Annotated in this window: 18 protein-coding genes and 1 tRNA gene; 7 read left to right on the top strand and 12 right to left on the bottom strand. The window is 44.5% G+C overall.

All coding sequences use genetic code 11. The features are described from left to right. Positions 1-10: 10 nt before the first annotated feature. The 4 genes from prmC to H6G32_RS15080 all read right to left on the bottom strand — a co-directional run bounded on the left by prmC (position 11) and on the right by H6G32_RS15080 (position 3179). On the bottom strand, positions 11-925 hold the full coding sequence (prmC, locus tag H6G32_RS15095) for a peptide chain release factor N(5)-glutamine methyltransferase (RefSeq protein ID WP_190459647.1): 915 nt from the start codon (positions 923-925) through the stop codon (positions 11-13). Positions 926-928: 3 nt separating this feature from the next. Continuing rightward, positions 929-1747, bottom strand: coding sequence for a Tic22 family protein (locus H6G32_RS15090; protein ID WP_190459645.1), 819 nt, complete (start codon positions 1745-1747; stop codon positions 929-931). A 453-nt stretch (positions 1748-2200) separates the two neighbouring features. Then, positions 2201-2274, bottom strand: a tRNA-Pro gene (locus tag H6G32_RS15085). A gap of 332 nt (positions 2275-2606) precedes the next feature. Further along, on the bottom strand, positions 2607-3179 hold the full coding sequence (locus H6G32_RS15080) for a GNAT family N-acetyltransferase (protein ID WP_190459643.1): 573 nt from the start codon (positions 3177-3179) through the stop codon (positions 2607-2609). 1223 nt (positions 3180-4402) lie between these two features. Between H6G32_RS15080 and H6G32_RS15075 the strand changes: the two genes are divergently transcribed. Both H6G32_RS15075 and H6G32_RS15070 read left to right on the top strand, forming a co-directional pair. After that, positions 4403-5122 (top strand): hypothetical protein, encoded by a 720-nt coding sequence (locus H6G32_RS15075; protein ID WP_190459641.1) that lies wholly within the window; start codon positions 4403-4405, stop codon positions 5120-5122. Between the two features lie 91 nt (positions 5123-5213). Next, positions 5214-6122: an alpha/beta fold hydrolase gene (locus H6G32_RS15070; protein ID WP_190459639.1), complete on the top strand. Its 909-nt coding sequence runs from the start codon at positions 5214-5216 to the stop codon at positions 6120-6122. A 15-nt stretch (positions 6123-6137) separates the two neighbouring features. Here H6G32_RS15070 and tsaD read toward each other — a convergent pair whose 3' ends face one another. Further along, a complete protein-coding gene (tsaD, locus tag H6G32_RS15065) occupies positions 6138-7181 on the bottom strand; it encodes a tRNA (adenosine(37)-N6)-threonylcarbamoyltransferase complex transferase subunit TsaD (RefSeq protein ID WP_190459638.1) in 1044 nt (347 codons plus the stop codon). Positions 7182-7368: 187 nt separating this feature from the next. Here tsaD and H6G32_RS15060 point away from each other — a divergent pair, with 187 nt between their 5' ends. From H6G32_RS15060 to H6G32_RS15050, 3 genes are all read left to right on the top strand, one after another. After that, positions 7369-7863 carry a Photosystem I reaction center subunit III gene (locus tag H6G32_RS15060; protein ID WP_190459636.1) on the top strand — a complete coding sequence of 165 codons (495 nt, stop codon included), beginning with the start codon at positions 7369-7371 and terminating at the stop codon, positions 7861-7863. A 39-nt stretch (positions 7864-7902) separates the two neighbouring features. Continuing rightward, positions 7903-8052, top strand: a complete 150-nt coding sequence (gene psaJ, locus H6G32_RS15055; protein WP_006276004.1) for a photosystem I reaction center subunit IX — start codon at positions 7903-7905, stop codon at positions 8050-8052. Between the two features lie 261 nt (positions 8053-8313). Further along, complete coding sequence (locus H6G32_RS15050; RefSeq protein WP_190459634.1) at positions 8314-8835, top strand: photosystem I reaction center protein subunit XI; 522 nt, start codon at positions 8314-8316, stop codon at positions 8833-8835. Positions 8836-9268: 433 nt separating this feature from the next. Here the strand turns inward: H6G32_RS15050 and gmk are convergent, their stop codons facing one another. From gmk to hetZ, 5 genes are all read right to left on the bottom strand, one after another. Further along, positions 9269-9868, bottom strand: a complete 600-nt coding sequence (gene gmk, locus H6G32_RS15045) for a guanylate kinase (protein ID WP_190459631.1) — start codon at positions 9866-9868, stop codon at positions 9269-9271. A 251-nt stretch (positions 9869-10119) separates the two neighbouring features. Continuing rightward, a complete protein-coding gene (gene remA / locus H6G32_RS15040; protein ID WP_190459629.1) occupies positions 10120-10386 on the bottom strand; it encodes an extracellular matrix/biofilm regulator RemA in 267 nt (88 codons plus the stop codon). A gap of 230 nt (positions 10387-10616) precedes the next feature. Beyond that, the gene (locus H6G32_RS15035; RefSeq protein WP_190459627.1) at positions 10617-12941 is read right to left on the bottom strand and encodes a transglutaminase TgpA family protein; all 2325 of its coding nucleotides are present in this window, start codon (positions 12939-12941) and stop codon (positions 10617-10619) included. Positions 12942-13217: 276 nt separating this feature from the next. Further along, entirely contained in the window at positions 13218-14198 is a 981-nt protein-coding gene (locus tag H6G32_RS15030; RefSeq protein WP_190459624.1) for a PatU, read from the bottom strand. After that, entirely contained in the window at positions 14191-15381 is a 1191-nt protein-coding gene (gene hetZ / locus H6G32_RS15025) for a heterocyst differentiation protein HetZ (RefSeq protein WP_190459623.1), read from the bottom strand. Before hetZ ends, H6G32_RS15030 begins: the two co-directional genes overlap by 8 nt. A gap of 210 nt (positions 15382-15591) precedes the next feature. On the opposite strand from hetZ, the gene H6G32_RS15020 reads away from it, so the two are divergent. Continuing rightward, positions 15592-16065, top strand: coding sequence for a hypothetical protein (locus tag H6G32_RS15020; RefSeq protein ID WP_190459746.1), 474 nt, complete (start codon positions 15592-15594; stop codon positions 16063-16065). Between the two features lie 88 nt (positions 16066-16153). On the opposite strand, the gene sds is transcribed toward H6G32_RS15020, so the two are convergent. Beyond that, entirely contained in the window at positions 16154-17125 is a 972-nt protein-coding gene (gene sds / locus H6G32_RS15015) for a solanesyl diphosphate synthase (protein ID WP_190459621.1), read from the bottom strand. 987 nt (positions 17126-18112) lie between these two features. Between sds and H6G32_RS15010 the strand changes: the two genes are divergently transcribed. Further along, a complete protein-coding gene (locus H6G32_RS15010) occupies positions 18113-18313 on the top strand; it encodes a hypothetical protein (RefSeq protein ID WP_190459619.1) in 201 nt (66 codons plus the stop codon). Between the two features lie 29 nt (positions 18314-18342). Here the strand turns inward: H6G32_RS15010 and murI are convergent, their stop codons facing one another. Further along, entirely contained in the window at positions 18343-19224 is an 882-nt protein-coding gene (gene murI / locus H6G32_RS15005) for a glutamate racemase (protein ID WP_190459617.1), read from the bottom strand.

Below are 19224 nucleotides of genomic sequence, written 5' to 3'. Positions count from 1 at the left end.
CTGTCTTTGTCTAACTTCTATACGCCAAAGCAAAACGTTCAATCCCCGCCAAATCAGCGTGAATTGAAATATTGCAATAGCTACCTTGAGCTTCTAGCAGTTCCCGTACTGCTTCTGCCTGTCCTGCCATCATCTCAATCAGCCATACCCCACCAGGGCGTAAATAATTGGGGGAGATAGCGATTAAATGGCGGATGCAATCTAAACCATCAGCCCCCCCATCTAAAGCTAAATGTGGTTCATGGTTAAAGACTTCCGGTTGTAGAGTAGGCAAAGTACTGGTGGGAATATAGGGCGGGTTCGACACCATACCGCTAAACTGACCTTTGAGGGATGATAGCGGCTCCCACCAAGAACCTTGATAAAAGCGAATGCCTTCAGCCAGACCCAAATTTTGGGCATTGGCTTGAGCGATCGCCAAGGCTTCCGGACTGTAATCGACAGCATGGATGGTTGCTTCTGGCAAAGCATCTGCCAACCCCAGAGCGATCGCGCCACTACCAGTGCCCAAATCTGCCCAATGTCCTGACCGTAAAGGCTCTTTTGCCCCATCCCTAGCAGCGACTGCCACAGCTAAATCAATCAAGTACTCTGTTTCTGGTCTGGGAATTAAAACAGCCCTCGACACGGCGATTTTAAACCATCGCCAAGGCGTAACTCCGGCAATGTACTGCACTGGCAAGCGGTCATTTAATCGCCTTTGCCACAGATGGTCTAACTCTTCTAGAGACAGATCCATCTGCATCTGAGGCCAGTCCTTGAAAGACTCCAAACGTAGCGCCAAGCGATCTAAGCCAGCTACCTCTTGCAGAAGCCAATCTACCTCCACCAGTGGCACATCAGTAGCTCCTGCCGCCAGGATAGCCCGATGACGCCATTGCCAAAGTTGTAAACCAGAAACTACCTTTGGCTGTTGATCCGTCATACCTTAACGTTGATTAGGCTTCTTAGGCTGTGAAGTAGCAGGAGTTTTGGGCGCATTATCCCTAGGCAGCGTCTTGATATATTCTCTAGACTCTGGAGATGGCACTAAGACAACTTGGTTAAGCCAGGAATCGTTTTTACCCTGTAAGGTTTTAATCACCCCATCTACGTCTATTACTTGAATATCAGCTTTAGGATACTTTGGCTTCACCTGGTTCAATAAACCTTGTGCATCTTGCTTACTGAGAAATAGCGGAATAAGTTGCTGTTTATCAGATGTCATTTGAATTGGTACATACCCCTGTTCTGGTGCAAATCTGACAGCAAAAACAGGCACACTCTTAAACTGATCTACCTTTTGACCACTTTGACGCAACAATTCCAACGCCCCCTGAATCTCTTGATCCACAGGTTTAAAGGCAAATACAAGGCGATTTGGTTGGTTTTTGGTTTCTTGCAATTGCTGATAAATTATCCCTAGAGGCACTGCTGTCACTTGTAGAGTTTTCGCCACTTCGTCCAGCTTTGGATCTTTACCTTTCACCTTCCGCAGTTCGGCGATAAAAGCTTGAGCCTCCTGCCGACTCATATAGACCCCTGTCACCGAACCACCACCTTTTTGCCCATTTTCACCCTCAGGCAGGGCGCGACTTAAGGGTAAGCCTTTGTCATTAGTAATCAAATACACAGGTACTGAGTCTAATTTATCTTTTATTTGTTGTTCTGACAATGCCAGTACTGAGAGATTTATGCCAAAAACCGTTCCCAGCAGCGTACTCCCGACTAAACCCAATGTTGCGCCCCAGCGAACCAATGATTTCATGACTGCTCCTCGCGTCAATATTTCAATTAACTCAGACAATCAGACAAATGGTAGGATTTGTACAGCACCAACTAGTTTTAGTTATATAGCAATCCATTTGAGTTGTAAAAAACCCATCACAACCATTGACTGTTAACAGTCAAGTTGTTCTAGTATCGCCTTGACTAACTGACTGTGTTAAAGCTGCTTTTTTCAGAATTTGCCTTGCTATTCACTACAAAATACTGTAGATGCTTGTTGTATGTCGTCTCAAGCGGCGAAAAATTTCCCCGACCTTTAAGCTAAAACAATGCCATTTTATTCTCTTTTCCAGTTATGGGTGACGATATTACTGAAATAATCGTTCCAAATACCATGAATTAAATATCCACTTAAGTCTATACAAAAGCCAGTTGTTGGAGTATCTGACTGCTGCCTAAGAAAACATTCGGTAATTAAGTCTGATCTTTAAAATCGGGATGACAGGATTTGAACCTGCGACATCCTGCTCCCAAAGCAGGCGCGCTACCAAGCTGCGCTACATCCCGGATAAATTAGTCTACTTTTAGTGGTCTAGCCTTGGCTATACAAAACAGCACAGAATTAATGCTTGACCGAAGTATTAATGTGATTATATCAGATAATTAGACTAATTGCAAACTCCTTTGAGAATTTGCTTTCAATGGTCGATGGGACAGCCGTCTCTGCTAAAGAAAGAAGGGAAGGTAATACTGAGGAGTAGACGCAAGTCCTTGCTTTGGCACTCCCCTGTGATTTCATCAGCCCCCACCATAACCACAAGGCTTGGTGGTGGGTAGCTCACCCATCATTGTTGATTTTCTTGTGGCAAGCAGTTTTATTTGTATTTTAGATTGGGGATTTAGTGAGGATACCAAAACATCCCTTTAATGCCTTCAGGATCGGACATGAAGCCCATAGTTCGATAGAAATCGACAACATGGGGGTCTGCGAAGAGAGTGACATTGCTAATCTCTTCACTCCTCAGTTTTTTGAGGACGTATTTCATCAAAGATTTACCCAGTCCTTGACCTTGAAAGTCTGGGTGAACTACCACATCCCAAATAGTGGCATTAAACGCATGATCTGAGGTAGCACGGGCAAAACCAATCAGCCGTTTTTGGTTTCCTCGCACTTGCCACATTGAGGCAACGAGAAAACTATGCTCAATGGCTTTTTTTACTTTTCTCAGAGGACGACGCGACCAACCGACTGCATCACAGAGTTCTTCTAGTTCATACAGATCGATATCTCGCTCCGTACTGAAAACGATACGAGCCTCCTTGCCTTCCGTACGCTGGGCGAAACTGGAAGCTTCGCCAACGCTACTAGGGCTAGAGTTGCCCGCAGATTCTGCTGTATGCTCTTCAAAGGGAGTTGTTTTAGTTGTCGCTACAGCTTCAGGGGTACTAAACCAAGTTTTCCAAAAACCCATGCCAACGTGGTTCGGGTAATATAACTGAAATGTTTTCCACTCTTTTTGAGTGTTGATTCACGTTTGACACTACCCTGATGAGAAATCAGGGAATTCTTGGTTCTACGAAGTTGCTTGCTCTGACAGGACTTATCCAACCAATGTAGAGGCATCTTCTCCCCAAGCGTAAATTCCGACGTGCCCCGTCGTACTGGTACCAATTAGTTTTTTGGCGCTTGTTAAGTTTAATAGGTTACTCAATCGTTAGATTGGTTTACGCAGTATTTTCACGGTTGAAATACTTTTGGCGTTACCTACTTATCCTTCATCAAACCATGCTAACACAAAACTTGGCAGGATTTATCCTGCCGATGCTTTTTACACTCCCACTCCTGAGGAACAACTGTTAGTCGTCTGTGGGCTGACAGGGGCTTTCCGCTCCTTAACCTTAAATTTGGGTGCGCCCCACCTTAATGTCTTTCACGAAGAAGCTTTCTTGTCAAGGTACGTTATCTGTGGAAATATTGGGTTTTTCAAGTGGTTGATTTCTCTATCCACTACAATACAAGATACTACATTACGAGGTATTCTGCTGTGGCAAAGTCTCAAAAGGATATCACTTGGACGATAACAGAAGCAGAAAAAGAATTGTTATAGCCATATTGTGAGTAAGATAGCAGAACTCGAACTGATATTTTGCGGGAGTTGATTGGAGAATGGTAGCCGATGTACCTTCTTTCATCGCACCCCTAGAAAATACTACAACCAGAAATAGTTTTAAATTTCTGGTTGCTGTTGATGAGCTTCTCAAAATTCCCACACTATTTTGTCAAGGCTAGGGTAAATTTCCCAAAATATTAGGCTATGAAAGTGAAATAGTATTGCCAAACGTCGTTAATTTTACGTTCAAGCATATTCAGGTATATTCTTTTATAGAAACTAAAATATCTGACTATCCTAATTTTCAAATCAGGAAACTTCAACGACTGTATACCAGACGCAAACCTAAAGTTAATGATTATCTACACAAAACCAGCCGATTTGTTATTGACTACCTCATTAAAAAAGTGATCCCTAATGCTTTTGTAAAGGGGAAAGAGGCTGTTGTAGTGCCTCTTTCAGAGGAGCAACGCTTACAGCCAATCCGAATCACTCCGGATCAACTCATAGCATGACTATTTGGAACTACATAACACCGTTTTTAGCTTTAGTTTTAACAAAGCAAGGGAGTCTTACCCCCAACGATGGCTTCTGGTTTAAAATCTTCGACACTGGAACTCCTAAAGCGCTTTAACCGAGCGTTTCCGCAGTTTTACGAGCAATTTGTTAGCAGTGAGATTCAACTGCAAAATTTACGATTAGCCTACCGTCTCTATAAAACTAGACGTGCTGTGATCGAGTTAAAACCCGAAGGTAGCAAAAGTGCCCTGCATTTTGCCTACCGTAACCAGTCTTTTCTCCTCAGCGATATTTTTGGTGTGCTGGCAGCTTACGGGTTGACTATCCACGGTCTAAGTCTATACGGTCAGATTCGACCGCCGATGTTAGTTTTTATCAAACTCCTGGTGTCTCGTGGCAGCAAAGCCTTGACTGACAAAACCGCAGAAAACGTCTGCCGCGCTATTCGTGAGGCTTTAGGAGGGCGGTTTGAGGTGGAGGAGATGCTGGCGGTAGAATTCAACCTTGACGCTGGCTTAGAGCAGGTACAAACTGAGTTCTATGTTGATCCGGTTTTTCATCTCCCTGCCTTAGTGATTGAAGCCGATAATCAACCGGGATTATTTTACAAAGTGATGTATGCCATCTGGCAGGAAGATTTGCTGGTAGTCAATGCCAATTTACTGGTTTGGCGCGGACGCACAAGGCTGATTCTCTACTTGTTAGGACCGAATGAAAGCCTCATTCCTGAATATCTGGGTCATAAAATTGCTGAAGGGGTGCGACAGCGGTTGCTTGATCGATGAGTGTAGCGTCAAAATTTTGAACCGTCTTCGCTATCCTTCCCCATCCTACGAATAGTTGAGGGTGGAGAAGTATAGCGGGTACGATATAAGTATGGCAACCATAGAAATCTTGGGCGTTCCTCACGCATACGAGCTCACAGCTCCCACGTCCTTTCCCCATGCTTTAGTGTTTATCCACGGTTGGCTCAATAGCCGTGGATACTGGCAACCTGTGATTTCCCGCCTATCAGTTGATTTGCAGTGTCTGTCTTATGATTTGCGGGGTTTTGGTGAATCCCAGTCCGAGGCAAAAACTGATTTTAATTGGGCACAAAATTCTTTGAGCCTGATTTCTACTAACTGTGACTCGGTTGACTATGCTTTGAATTCTCTTTATACTCCCTCTGCCTATGCTCAGGATTTAGCAGCCCTCCTGGAACAGATGAATATTACCAGTGCTTGGCTAATTGGTCACTCCTTGGGAGGTACTATTGCCCTGTGGGGAGCTGCTCAACTACCTGAATGTGTTAAGGGAGTAATTTGTATTAATGCAGGTGGTGGTATTTATCTCAAAGAAGCTTTTGAGCAATTTCGCTCTGCGGGGCAGAAATTTTTACAAATCCGCCCGCGTTGGCTATCTCAAGTACCTTTGATTGATTTACTGTTTACTAGAGCGAGTGTGGCACGTCCGCTGGATCGCTATTGGGCGCGTCAGAGGGTAATTGATTTCGTTGTTGCTGACCCAGAAGCTGCTCTCTTAACGCTGTTAGATTCGACGACGGAGGAAGAAATCAACCGCTTACCCCAGTTGGTATCCCAACTTCAGCAGCCAGTTTATTTCTTGACTGGTACTGACGATAAGGTTATGGAACCCAAGTATGTTCGGCATTTAGCTAGTTTTCATTCGCTTTTCCACTACATTGGAGACAATGTAATTGAAATCCCTAATTGTGGGCACTTGGCAATGTTAGAGCAGCCAGATGCGGTGGCTAATCACATCCGGTCAATAGTGGGTCGCTAGGCTCCAATTAAAATTTCAATGTTGATATAACTTCATCACTTGGGTCAGCGCTAGTCTGGATTCAACGCCTAGGGTGAGGGGGGATGTATGACCACGGGATAGGTGGTCAGTGGCGGTACAGCCTATCATGGCGGCGTTATCGGTGCAGAATTTAAGGGGGGGAAAGAGAACCCGTAGGTTGTGTTCGGTTGCTGCTGCTTGTAAGTGTTTTCTTAGCCCACTATTAGCTGCTACGCCTCCACCCACAGCGATTGTGTCTAGACCATAGTCACGGGCACAGGCGATCGCTCTTTTAGTGAGCGATCGCGCTACGGTTTCTTGAAAACTAGCCGCCACATCTGCCACTGGTATTTGAGAGCCATCTTTCTCTAGCTGCTGCACTAAACGCAGTACTGCTGTCTTTAACCCGCTAAAACTCCCATCGTAGGGATGAATACCCCCACCTGGTAGGGAAATTTTCCCTTCTGGCAGAGCAAAGGCTTGGGGGTTACCTGTTTGTGCCAGCTTGTCAATTATCGGCCCACCGGGATAACCCAGCTTTAATAACCGCGCCACTTTATCAAAAGCTTCACCTGCGGCATCATCACGAGTTTCGCCTAAAGTTTCGTAAATACCACAATCTTTGACGTAAATCAAGCTTGTATGTCCGCCGGAAACTAGTAAGCTAAGGAAAGGGGGATCTAAAGTTGGCTCACTCAAGTAAGTCGCATAGATATGACCTTCGAGGTGATGAACTCCCAAAAATGCTTTATTGTGTACCATTGCCAAGGTTTTGGCAGCAGTTAACCCCACTAAAAGCGCCCCTACGAGTCCCGGCGCACAAGTGGCGGCGATCCCATCAATTTGATCCCAGTCTATATGGCTCTGCTCCAAAGATGCGGCGATCGCTTGGTTGATCGTTTCTAAGTGCTGGCGAGAAGCTACCTCTGGCACTACCCCACCATATTGCTGATGGACTGAAATTTGTGAAGCTACGATACTGCTGCAAACTTGACGATTCTTAACAATTGCGACGGCAGTTTCATCACAGCTGGTTTCGATTGCTAAAACGGTTGCCATAAAGAATACTGAGTTCTGAGTGCTGGATAGGGGACTTGTTTGAGAAGCTTTAACTTTTATTTACTTAAACTTTACTCGGTTCCCGCCCAAGAGTATGATTACTGGCTAGTTATGCAAATAAACCCTGTACAAGCCGCTTCGTTTTGTACATAAAACTTTCTGTTTTGTAATAAAAGGAAACAACTCCATGCGACGATTGTTTGCTTTGATTTTAGCGATTTGTCTTTGGTTCAATTTTGCTCCACCAGCAAAAGCTTTAGGGGCTAACCTTGTACCCTGCAAAGACTCTCCCGCATTTCAAGAGCTAGCCAAAAATGCCCGTAACACCACCGCCGACCCCGAATCAGGGAAAAAGCGGTTTGAGCGCTATTCTCAGGCCCTGTGCGGCCCTGAAGGTTACCCCCACTTGATTGTGGATGGACGCCTTGATCGTGCTGGCGACTTCCTGATCCCCAGTATCCTGTTCCTCTATATTGCTGGTTGGATTGGTTGGGTAGGTCGTGCCTACCTGCAAGCAATTAAAAAGGGGCCAGATGTCGAACAAAAAGAAATCCAAATCGATCTTGGGTTGGCACTACCTATCATCGCCACAGGCTTTGCTTGGCCAGCGGCAGCAATTAAGGAGTTGCTCTCTGGGGAATTAACTGCCAAGGATTCAGAAATCACTGTTTCCCCACGCTAATGCCGATTCACTCATTCACTTGCTTAGGAGACTCAATTCATGGCAGACAAAAGCGACCAATCATCCTATTTGATTAAATTTATCTCCACAGCACCAGTGGCAGCTACCATCTGGCTGACAATCACAGCTGGGATTTTGATTGAATTTAACCGCTTTTTCCCGGACTTACTTTTCCACCCACTACCTTAAATTTAAGGCGGGATTGACAAAATTTGAATGTCTTGGCTTTTGCCTAAGAACGTGCAGTTCGGTTGCTCGACCTAGTTAGGTAAAACTATCACTCAAATGGTTTTGGAAACTCGTGATGCTGGAAACAGCTTACGAGTTTCCAACTTTTAAAAGCAGCTAAATTAATTTTTCTAAACTTCCCAGCTAAAAATCTGCTTTACCTACAATGATTATAAGAAAGTAGCTTTTCACCCGTTCTAAATTTAGAGGCGAAGATCAATTATGGCCCAATCAGTAAATGCATCCAAGAATCTCCCTAGTGACCCCAGAAATAGAGAGGCTGCTTTTCCACCAGGACGGGATCCCCAGAAAGGTGACCTGGAAACCGCAATTAATTCTTCTCCCTTAATTAAGTGGTTCATTAATAACTTACCAGCCTATCGCCCTGGTCTTAATCCTGGTAGACGTGGGCTAGAAGTTGGCATGGCTCATGGTTACTTGCTATTTGGGCCCTTCTCTAAATTGGGGCCCTTACGAGATGCAGCTAATGCTAACTTAGCTGGGTTATTGGCAAGCATAGGCTTGGTTGTGATTCTCACCGCCTGTCTGTCCCTATATGCCAATAGCAATCCTCCCAAAGCACTTCCCAGTGTTGCTGTGCCTAACCCCCCAACAGATGCTTTTAACTCCAAAGAAAGCTGGAATAACTTTGCCAGTGCTTTCTTGATTGGTGGTATTGGTGGTGCAGTAGTAGCTTACTTTTTGACTAGTAATTTGGGACTAATTCAAGGTCTGTTGGGTTAATTTAATTTTTGGTAATTGGCACTTTGTCAGTTGTGACTTGTCAGTGGTAATCATAAAAATAACTGGCAAATAATAACTAACGACTGACAGTGGTGATTACCAAAAAGTAATTCTTAGCTCAAACAGCATTCGCCTCACATCTGTCCCTTCTCTGAGTGTGAGATGAATGCGCGGTAAAACTTGTAGGGTACAAGGTAAGAAATTCATAGTCTGCGGTCGGGCATTCCGTGGGCTTAAAACAAAGGTCAACGCCTCCCACAGCAATAGCTGGATTGGTTGAGAAGCCTACAGTGTATGCTTGCATCAGTGTAGGAGTATGTCAGGTAATCAAATAATAATTAATGGGTTTTAGTAACCAAAAATACACAAAGAACATACAGAAAGAGCTATGGTTTCCCTGGATGTACTTTGTGATTTTCTCCATGGGGCTAAATTATCCAAACAAAGCCGCTTCGATGTCATTAAGAGCGGTTTCAAAATCGTCATTCACGATTTGAATATCAAATTCATCTGCGGCTTTAATTTCTTCTTGGGCGCGACGCAGACGACGAGCGATCGCATCTTCAGGGTCTTGGCCGCGACCGCGTATCCGTTTCTCCAATTCGGGAAATGAAGGTGGCAAAATAAATATACTGAGGGCGCTGGGAAAGGAAGCGCGAATTTGTCTTGCTCCTTCTAGCTCAATTTCCAGCATTACCAACTTACCACAGCGAATGTGGTTCAGTACTGCTTCACGGGGAGTGCCGTAATAGTTACCAGCAAATTCTGCCCATTCCAAAAATTCACCTTGACTGACCAGTTCTTCAAACTTATCGCGGCTGATAAAGTAATAGTTTTTGCCGTTGATTTCCCCTGAACGAGGAGAACGAGTCGTCACAGATACCGAATAATACAGTTCCGGATGACGCTGTAGGAGCGATCGCATTAAAGTACCTTTGCCAACTCCACTAGGGCCGGTTAAAAGGATTAGTCTGCCATGAGGCGGGCATTCTTCGGTAGTAGCACCACTCTGGAGGGGTAAAACTTGCATCATCCGTTAAACTTGTGAATTAATCAATAGACATTATTCATTTAGTCTGGAGTTCTTTGCTAGAGCTACCTTGGACTAAGGAATTTGTAGCACGAGTGACAGAAAACTTGTCTAATTCATATCCTACGGCCGATATGGTGCAAATAGGGTAAGGCTATTAACTCTCTTCTTAGGATAGGTTATATTGTCTCAAATTGATGAAACAGTCTAACCGCGAATGTTCCCAATCTAAAATTGGTATAACCCACTCCTAGTCAATTATCTACAACCTGATGTTCGCGGGAAATCACGAAGCGATTGGCTACCGTTTCCGGCTGAATCGCTGAGAGAATTACGTGGCTGGAATCGGTGATAATTACAGCCCTAGTTCGACGACCATAAGTTGCATCAATCAGTTGACCTCTGTCCCGTGCATCGGTAATGATCCGCTTAATCGGAGCGGACTCTGGACTGACAATGGCAACTACTCGGTTAGCAGACACGATGTTGCCAAAACCGATGTTGATTAACTGAATGTCCATAAATAAACTGACGCCAAATGCGGTATGAGAAGCTGATCACAAACTTATTCCCATGTTATCTTCAAAAAATGGGAGTTACAACGCTTCTGGTCTCGCCAGCTGATGTTTTTTCCTAACAACTGCTTTTTTTAGCTATTTATCAGCCAAATTTGTGAAAAATCTGCCCAAAGATATAGGCGAAATCATATCTATAGGGGCTATTACCCCAGGGCGGAATTAAAAATTAACAATTAACAATCGCTCTTTCTCTGCTTCAATTCTTGCCATTTTTGCCGCAACTGCTTCCAGTTAGGAGTATCACCACCATAACGCCAGCTAACATAAGCTTGGCAAATTTCATCAATTACTTGAGCGGTGGCTGGGGAATGGTGCTGGTATGATACTCTGCCGTACTCTAAGGGTGTCTGGGCGGGATGTTTACCCAAACCCTTTTGAGCCGTCCATTGGAGCATTTGTTGATAAAGCTTTTCCATTGGTGGTAATTTATGCAACCAACGGCGATTGAGCCACTGTTGCCACTGTACCCAAAAGAGCCAACCGAAGAAAGACGCTGTAGTTGCGAAGATTAAGCCAGTCAATATCCCTAGCCAACCTTGAGAGAATAAAGCTAAAAACCAAGCGATCGCTCTGATGAGTAAGCTAAATATTGTCCCAAACACATTGTTTAGCAAACCAGTCACAGGAGAGGGTAACCACCCAGCTACCCATTGCCAAAACTGGCGCAGAACGCTAAAAGTCTGAGTTTCCTCAATTGAGGGGGGAATTAGGGGATGATTGGGAATTGGGTCAAAGGTAAACCAGCCATATTTAGGGAAATATACTTCCGTCATGGAGTATGCATCAGTGTTACGGACGATATACATCCCTGTGAAGGGATTAAACGTCCCCGGAGCAAAGCCTGCTACTAACCGTGCGGGGATGCCAATGGAACGTAGCATCACCGTAAGTACTGTAGAGAAGTGGTCTGGATAGCCGCCTTTGTTTTTGAACAAAAAAGCTTCTACCAAGTCTTCTTTTTCATCCAAATAAGGCAGTCCTAAGGGATCTGTGGGGATAGAGTAGTTTTGCTTCAGGTACTGAGCCAGGTAGAGAGCCTTTTCGTAGGGCGAATCTAGGTTTTTATTGTCTAAAGACCTGGAAACTCGTTCTCGATTGTAATCGGCGAGGATTTCTTCAGTGCGTTGCTGTACTTTTTCAGCAATTTTTGGTGGGATGTTTAGGTAATACTTTTGAATATATGGTGGATATTTAGTAGTCGCTTTTCCTAACAAAGAGCGATCGCGGTATGGTACTGCGGAAATTACTGTGTATGTCAGGTTTTCTGATAACTCCACAGGCGATCGCAAACCGTTTTCTTGATCCACAGCGATCACTGGTGTGGGGAAATAAATTTCCTTAGGATCAGCCATAGCGGGAATCAAGTTAGGTAAATCCGCCACTACTGTGTAAGTTTGGATTACCTCCTTAGTTTTACCAGTCATCACTGGTGGGGAGAGAAAAATTTGGTAAGACCAAGGCGATCGCTTGAGGGTAGTAACCTCTTCATTGCGAGAAATCTCCCAACCCTTACCTGTATATTTATCAAAGGCCAGCACTCGCCAAAAACCCTCAGCCTGCGATCGCACCCGCATCACCACCTTGGGTTTCATCTCCCCCCGCAGGTTTTGGTTCATCTGGCTATTAAAACCGTAATAAAAGCTATCATCAACCTTCCCTGGTTGACCATTTCGGCCTTTTCCCTGATCACTGCCTTGATTATTTCCATTACCTTGGCGGACATAACCAGGATTAGTAATGCTACGCCCTGTAAAGTCACCTTTAACGTTAATTGGGGAACTTACAGGAAAAGTCCGTAGCTGATAGCCAGGGAACCGGGGCAGAACAGCAAAAATTAAGAGACCCAGCCCCACAATCAGCAAAAAATTCAGAATTAAAAATTTAAAATTAAGATTTGAGGAATTCTGCTTGTTGAATTTTTCCTTTTTAAAGCTTAATTGTTTTAAGCCCAAGCGTGAGCGGTAGTCTAAAACTAAAGTTGGTAGGGCGATCGCTAAAAATAACAGCAACACAAGTGCAAAAGCGGAAGTTTGACTCAAAGTTCCAGCCACACCTATTAATATCAACCCAATAACAATTGAATAACCCAAGTCTTTGCGGCGGGGCGTATCAAAGCTGTGGAGTACCTGGAGTTGAATTAATAATTCTGCCAAACCCAGCCGGGTATCATTCAACTCCCCCAGCAGCCGTCCAAACAAAGCACCCAGCGCTACTAACATTCCAATAGCGATGCAGAACTTGACTGGAATATTAGCATTGCGGCGACCGTAATAAGCCCAAATTGCACCCACCATACTCGACGGCACCGCCCAAAGACTAAATCTAGTCTCGGCTGCAATATCCGTCGCCACAATTCCCAAAATTACCAACGCTAGCACCAGCACCCGTAAGGGAATAGAATCTTCCACTTCTATTAAAGGCGAACCCTGGATATTTTGCCGCCAGTAAATACCTACAGGCAGACGCCAAAACCGATTTATCCTGGATAAGTTAAACATCTTGAAGTAAGCAAAGCGATGATGTAGACGCCACGGACACAATGCTGGGGATAGAAAAAGATCACCCTGTCTTCCTGTCTTCAGCAGTAGCCCTCCCTATCCTAGCTTTAGACACCCTTGAGGAATCTAAGGGAATCTACCCATCTTGTGCAAGTGTCCTCATCATAGACGCCCTAATGATCGCTTGTTGAACATAGGATAAGCTTCAAAGCCAGGAAAATCATCTTCATAGCATTGGCGTTGATCAACTTAGAGTGCTAGCGGTGGTAATTTTCTCTAAATCGTGGGACTAATCACAAACAACAATGGCTGTTGGCCTAGGTCGGGAAATTCAACTTCCAGAGTGTAAGTCTGGTTAAGTTGCCCGCAGCATAATTCTACACTCAGGTTTCCTGGACTCGAAGATTGTGCCATTGCTTGGGAGCCATTTCCCCCAAGTCGCAAAATCCCTTTAGTGGGTAACTCACCCTGAACAATTAACTTCGTCAATTTACCCAGACATTGGAGTTCTACTCTAATGCTAAGAGTACCCGCACTCGTTAGCCATTGTCTTGCTACCACTGGATGGGTGAGTGAAATTGGCAGAGTCAGATTATCCAGCAGTTGTTTAGCCGCCAGTAAAGACAACGCCATTTGTTGACGTGGCCCCAAATCTGAGTAATCACTCTGAATATTCGGCATTTTTTCCAGGGTATCCACAGACCGATAGGTGCTTCTGAGCACCAATCCAGCTAGGTCATTTATTGTCTGGGAATCATTAGGGAAAAAGCTCTCCACCACTTGAACTAGTTTTGCCCCTAGGGGTAGTGAAGATGTGAGTAACACCTGACACTTTTCTAGCAATTGGCAGAAAATTTTCTCCGGTAAATGAACTGGCAGATTGAGCTTCGCTTGCTGTGCCATCAACCCCCAGGCAGGAACTAAGGCAATCGATGGCTCATTAACAAACTCAGGATAGTCTATTAATTCTGATTCCCAAGGGAATAAAGGTGGATGATTTTGGCTTTGGATTTGTAACCGACGCTTAAGGACGGCTTGGAAACGTTCTTGCACAGTAGGAATTTCTCCTAGTTGAAAGGTTTGGGGTTTCCCTCCCAACTCTTGCTCACCACTTTTTGACGCAGCGGCTTCCTTGAGAGGGTTTTCTACCCCGTCAATCTCCTCACACTCCACCGAGGAATGCTCGCCGGTTCTGACATGATCTGCCAACAACCAATCGAGTAACTGGTGTTGTAAGGATTCTGAGTCACTATTCATGAGTAGATGCACCTGATCCGGATACTAACGAGTTACGAATTTCCCAAGCTTGCTCAAGAATTTTAAACCACCGTTTTTGAAGTTGTGACATGGACAACCCTAAAGTTTTGGCAATTTTTTCGTCCACTTGTCCTTGTTGCTTTAACTCCAGTAAAGACCGCTGTTTATCGTCCAACTGGGCTGTGTATGCAAGCCATTGTTGGGGAGTCAAGCCCAAATTTGTGGGCAAAGAAGCTTCCAACCACTCATGAACCAATTCCCAGCGATGCAACAAGGCAAAACGAATTAAATGATACTTAAAGCGCTGCTGCAAGTAATCCCTCTGACGGGGTGTTAAACCCAAAATCTGCTCAATTTCCTGCGCTGAGAGATCCTGAAGGCGGAGAGAAAAGTAATCAGCGCAGTCCGATTGTTGGCGTTGTTCTAAATAATTCATTAATTCCGTAATCACAACCGAGCGCAGGGTGTCTTCTTCTGGTTCTGGTTCTGGCTGCATCGCCATCGCCGAGCGCAATTGTTGCACAGCAGGCTCTTCCCAAGACCCGTCAGCTTCGTTGCTGCTACCTTCTGCTGCTTGTTCTATGTCTACGCTAGTTTCTGGGGGTTGCTGTTGGGAAAAGGTTTGCGCTCGCAGAATAATTAGCTGCTGCTGGCGTCCGGGTAAAGGAATCCGTCGCTTACCATAGCGCTCGGTAAAGGCCATGTACTCAGCTAATTCTAGAAGGGTTTGGGGGCGATAGGTGGCATCTAATTGGTTTTCCCGCCGGAAAGCATTCAATGCCTCCAGATAAAAACTCTGGAGAAAATCTTCGATGATAGTCAGCCGCCCTTGATAACTCAATTGCTTCTGAGGAGGATTAATGTAACGATAAATGATTGCACTCAGAGTACTGTGTAATTCTACCCTGCCCCGATTTGAACCCAACTGATAGTATCTGAGACATTGTTGCAGCCGATGTCTGGCTAGGGTAATTGCCGAGCTTTCTATAGCACCGGAAGCCTGGATACGTTTACTCTCACTGCAAATCCGGTGGACTTCGGCAGCAATTCTTGTTGCCACATCGTGACAATTCTGTTCCGAAGCTTTGGTTGATTGCTGAAGCTCCTTAAATAGAAGCTGAAATATCACCTCCACGCCAATAGAATTTTCTCCCTCAATAGTTGCGGTTGCGGCTGAATTCATAGTCTCAGTTTTAAAAAGACCCTAACATAAACATACTTAAACACAACCTGTAGTACCGTGGGTGTTGGATTGATGGGTTTTGCATATAAGCTAAACCCATGCCAATCCTGCCAGGAGAGGATGTGGCTCAAGAAAGTTATTCCCCGCTAGGCGTGGGATTGTTCGTACTTATGTTATGTCCATTGCCCAGAAACACTCTTACAAGTCATGATGGATTTAGAAGCACAAATTCAATTGCTGATTGACAATGCACCCCATGATGGTATAACACCACAACTTATCGCAGCAATCGCACCGACTCTGGGCGCGATCGCCCAAAAGTTACGCTACCCCCAATACTATATTCTCCAAAACTCGAAACAAGGCTGGATTTTAACTACATTGAGTAACCGTGAAAATCCAACTTTAGAAAAGTGCGTAATTTATGCCTTCCCTACTTTACAGGATGTCTCACTCTCCTCCAATGCTGGGCTTGACCCTCAAGTAGTAGCTACAGCCATTCCTGTCACTCACATTTTGTTTCAACTGGTGGCATTAGAACCAGTGGATAGTATAGTTTTTTTTGAAACTCCAGGTACGACTACCAACGCCGTCGAAGTGCGGCGATCTGACCTACAAAACCTGATACAACAAACGTTGCAAAAACACCGCCCCGGTAAACAAGTACCTCCTGATATCGCTTGAGGAGATTAGGGATTAGGGATTAGGGATTGATGATTGGTGATTTAAAAGATTTCCCAGTCCCCAGCCTCCAATACCTAGTCCCCAGTCCCTAATAGAGCCGACTCAGTACATAGTCAGCGATGTTAATCAATGCTTGCTGAGAGTCTGAGGGTGGCAAAGTCGCAATATGTTCAGCCGCTAACTTAGCATGGTGAGCAGCTAATTCTCTAGCCCGCTGTATACCTTGACTGTCTTGAATCAGTACTAGGGCCTGCTCTAAATCTCCTTCTTGGGCAAACTCTCGTTCAATCAACACTTCTAGGTATGGTTTTTCTTTCAAAGCAAATAACACTGGTGCAGTAAGATTACCGCTTTTGAGATCTGATCCTGCTGGTTTACCCAAGGTATCTGTGGAACTGGTGAAATCTAAAATGTCATCCACAATCTGGAACGCTAGACCAAGATGCCTACCGTAGTTATACAAATGTTCAGCTGTTTCTGGGGAAACTTCACTGAGTAATCCAGCTGCTTTAGAACTGTTAGCCATTAATGAGGCTGTTTTGTAATAGCTCTTTTTGAGGTAACTCTCAGTTGAGAGACTGCTATCAAAGCGATTCAGTCCTTGCTGGATCTCCCCAGCGGCCAGATCCATAATCACTTCCGAAAGCAGTTTTACCACCTCCAAATTATCCAGATTTGCCAAATACCAAGACGATTGGGCAAAGAGAAAATCTCCTGCGAGTACGGCAATGCGGTTCCCAAACAAACTATGAACTGTAGGAACACCACGTCGCACATTTGACTCGTCTACCACATCGTCATGTACCAAGCTAGCTGTGTGGATCATTTCCGTAATTTCTGCTAATCGTCGGTGACGGAGAGTAATGTCTTGGTCTAGGATGCTTGCTCGCGATATTAGCAGGACAATTGCCGGTCTAATGCGCTTCCCCCCAGCTCCGAATAAATGTTCGGCTGCTGCATAGAGGATGGGGTGGCGATTTCCAACTAGCTGTTTCAGGTTTTCTGCTAGTATTCGCAGGTCTGCTTCCACAGGGGTAAACAGGGAGGTGGCTGGGGTCATGGATGGGCGGACTCTGGCTTAGGTTACGAAAGTTTACATATCCTATACCCATTTTAAGATAAGCCAGTGCCAGCGGAAAGTTTTCCTGAGGAAATCCCATCCTTCCCATCCATATTGCCTGTAAAAACTCTAGAAAATGGCTTCTGATTGATATCCCCTAGGACATATCATCTGTCTTTCAAAAAAAAGCAATAAAAGACACAGGTACTTTTTAAGTATTAATACAGCGGTCTAGTCATTAGGGATACTTATCTATTTTCTGAACAATCTTCTATCATAGAGATATTTATTGTTTGACTAAGAATTTTCTTGATGGCAATAAGCTTGATGGGTGACCTTGAACACAACAGATGAAAATGCATCTTGTTCCTTACCCAGTAACTATTACATACAAGATATTTTCAGGTAGGACTAATTGATCCCAGCCTTGTGCAAAGCCAGCTAGAAAATTTTAAATTTAGTCGAGAAGTTAGCTAAAAAGTCAGGGTCGTTGTGTTACGCTAAAATGTAGGGATTTTAAATTTTTCAGATATTCGCCCTTCAAAGGTTAATCATCGGTAGGTGATTTTACTCAATGGAGTTGTGAGTCTAAAATAACAAGTCGCTGATGGGATCAAGGGAACTATCTCTTGGGTTGGTTTTACAACATACATCTATGTTGGAGCTATGTGCTACCCTTACGGGAAGCTGCTATACGTCTCAGCGCACGTAGAGTGCCAGCGTAGCTTCTATTGTAGTAGTGTGAGTGTAAGTAACGCAGACTAGGTAGACTGCTGAGGAGCGCAGTTATAATTTGCTATTTGGCAATTTAACTGCTGTCGGATGTATGGTCTGCGAAAAATTAAGTTAAATAATAAATTCGTTGACCGGAGAGAATTAAGACTCTACGGTTAGAACGAAAACGGATAACTACAGCCATTAAGAATGCACTTGATCGGCTGAAGTTCTACTTATTTATATTCCTTTGAAAGAAGAGCTGGTAGAACAATGATTTACGAAAATATGCCTATGATGATATTTATTTTAGCGGCTGGATATTTATTCGCAGTTTATTTATTACTAGCACTAGCAAAGCGAACAGGTAAAAAAACTGCCTCTGCTAAAAGTGTGCCTTTGGCTACCAAAGGCACACATAAGCCAGAGATATCAGTCAGGCCAAAGGTGACTGGAATAGTTAATAGCCAGTAGTCAATAGTCAAAATATTGACCAATAACTATTAACCAACATAGTCTTGTTGAAGTTGGGAAATAGTGGCATTAGTAAAGCATACCTGTTCCACTAGTGGAGTATAGCCCAACCACTGCATTCCAGACTGTGCAAACTGTTGCGGACAACCGCTAACAGCGAAGCGAGTTGGCAGTGGTGGGTGAGTATTCCTTAACCCTAGTAGGTCTAAGTCTTGGGCACAAGCTGCTACGACATGAACTGCTGGGTCAACCAGCTTGACTTGAGGGGGGAGGAGCGATCGCAGTATTGGTGCAAGATGGGGATAATGGGTACAGCCGTAGACTAAAGTGTCAATTTCCTGCTTGATCAGGGTTGCTAGATAAGATCGTGCTACTTCAGTGGTGTAGGGGTCGTGAATGCGATTCTGCTCAATTAGTGGCACAAACTCTGGACAACTAACTTGCCAGACTTGGGCATCGGGTTGTATTTCGAGAATAGCATGACGATAGGCATTGCTCTTAGCAGTGGCCGGGGTAGCAATTACACCAATACGCTTTCCTTGCTGCACTGCTGCCTTTGCTCCTGGTAGGATCACTCCTAGAATCGGGATACTAAATTCCTGACGCACTACTTCTAGCGCTAGGGCAGAACTGGTATTGCAAGCCATAATCACCATTTTTACCTGCTGCTGTTGCATCCAGGTAATAATTTCGCGCACAAACTGTAAAATTTCTGCTTGTGAACGAATGCCATAAGGAAGTCGAGCTGTATCCCCAAAGTAAATTACTAATTCATTGGGGAGTTGTCGATAGAGTTGTCGCAGTACCGTTAGACCACCCACACCACTATCGAAGATGCCAATTGGGGCACGTTGGGGTTCTTGGTCAGAAAAATGGTCAAGATTTCCTTCAAAGATGGAAGATGAATACAC

It is taken from the genome of Cylindrospermum sp. FACHB-282 (assembly GCF_014697195.1).
Lineage (GTDB): Bacteria > Cyanobacteriota > Cyanobacteriia > Cyanobacteriales > Nostocaceae > Cylindrospermum.
This window is presented reverse-complemented; position numbering and strand designations above follow the sequence as displayed.

Bases quoted from the DNA above. Each gene is read 5' to 3' on its own strand.
- hetZ (WP_190459623.1), bottom strand. From the start codon at position 15,381: ATGAATTCAGCCGCAACCGCAACTATTGAGGGAGAAAATTCTATTGGC.
- H6G32_RS15010 (WP_190459619.1), top strand. From the start codon at position 18,113: ATGATTTACGAAAATATGCCTATGATGATATTTATTTTAGCGGCTGGA.
- sds (WP_190459621.1), bottom strand. From the start codon at position 17,125: ATGACCCCAGCCACCTCCCTGTTTACCCCTGTGGAAGCAGACCTGCGA.
- tsaD (WP_190459638.1), bottom strand. From the start codon at position 7,181: ATGGCAACCGTTTTAGCAATCGAAACCAGCTGTGATGAAACTGCCGTC.
- H6G32_RS15020 (WP_190459746.1), top strand. From the start codon at position 15,592: ATGGATTTAGAAGCACAAATTCAATTGCTGATTGACAATGCACCCCAT.
- remA (WP_190459629.1), bottom strand. From the start codon at position 10,386: ATGGACATTCAGTTAATCAACATCGGTTTTGGCAACATCGTGTCTGCT.
- psaJ (WP_006276004.1), top strand. From the start codon at position 7,903: ATGGCAGACAAAAGCGACCAATCATCCTATTTGATTAAATTTATCTCC.
- gmk (WP_190459631.1), bottom strand. From the start codon at position 9,868: ATGATGCAAGTTTTACCCCTCCAGAGTGGTGCTACTACCGAAGAATGC.
- H6G32_RS15030 (WP_190459624.1), bottom strand. From the start codon at position 14,198: ATGAATAGTGACTCAGAATCCTTACAACACCAGTTACTCGATTGGTTG.
- H6G32_RS15075 (WP_190459641.1), top strand. From the start codon at position 4,403: ATGGCTTCTGGTTTAAAATCTTCGACACTGGAACTCCTAAAGCGCTTT.
- H6G32_RS15050 (WP_190459634.1), top strand. From the start codon at position 8,314: ATGGCCCAATCAGTAAATGCATCCAAGAATCTCCCTAGTGACCCCAGA.
- H6G32_RS15060 (WP_190459636.1), top strand. From the start codon at position 7,369: ATGCGACGATTGTTTGCTTTGATTTTAGCGATTTGTCTTTGGTTCAAT.
- H6G32_RS15090 (WP_190459645.1), bottom strand. From the start codon at position 1,747: ATGAAATCATTGGTTCGCTGGGGCGCAACATTGGGTTTAGTCGGGAGT.
- prmC (WP_190459647.1), bottom strand. From the start codon at position 925: ATGACGGATCAACAGCCAAAGGTAGTTTCTGGTTTACAACTTTGGCAA.
- H6G32_RS15035 (WP_190459627.1), bottom strand. From the start codon at position 12,941: ATGTTTAACTTATCCAGGATAAATCGGTTTTGGCGTCTGCCTGTAGGT.
- H6G32_RS15080 (WP_190459643.1), bottom strand. From the start codon at position 3,179: ATGGGTTTTTGGAAAACTTGGTTTAGTACCCCTGAAGCTGTAGCGACA.
- H6G32_RS15070 (WP_190459639.1), top strand. From the start codon at position 5,214: ATGGCAACCATAGAAATCTTGGGCGTTCCTCACGCATACGAGCTCACA.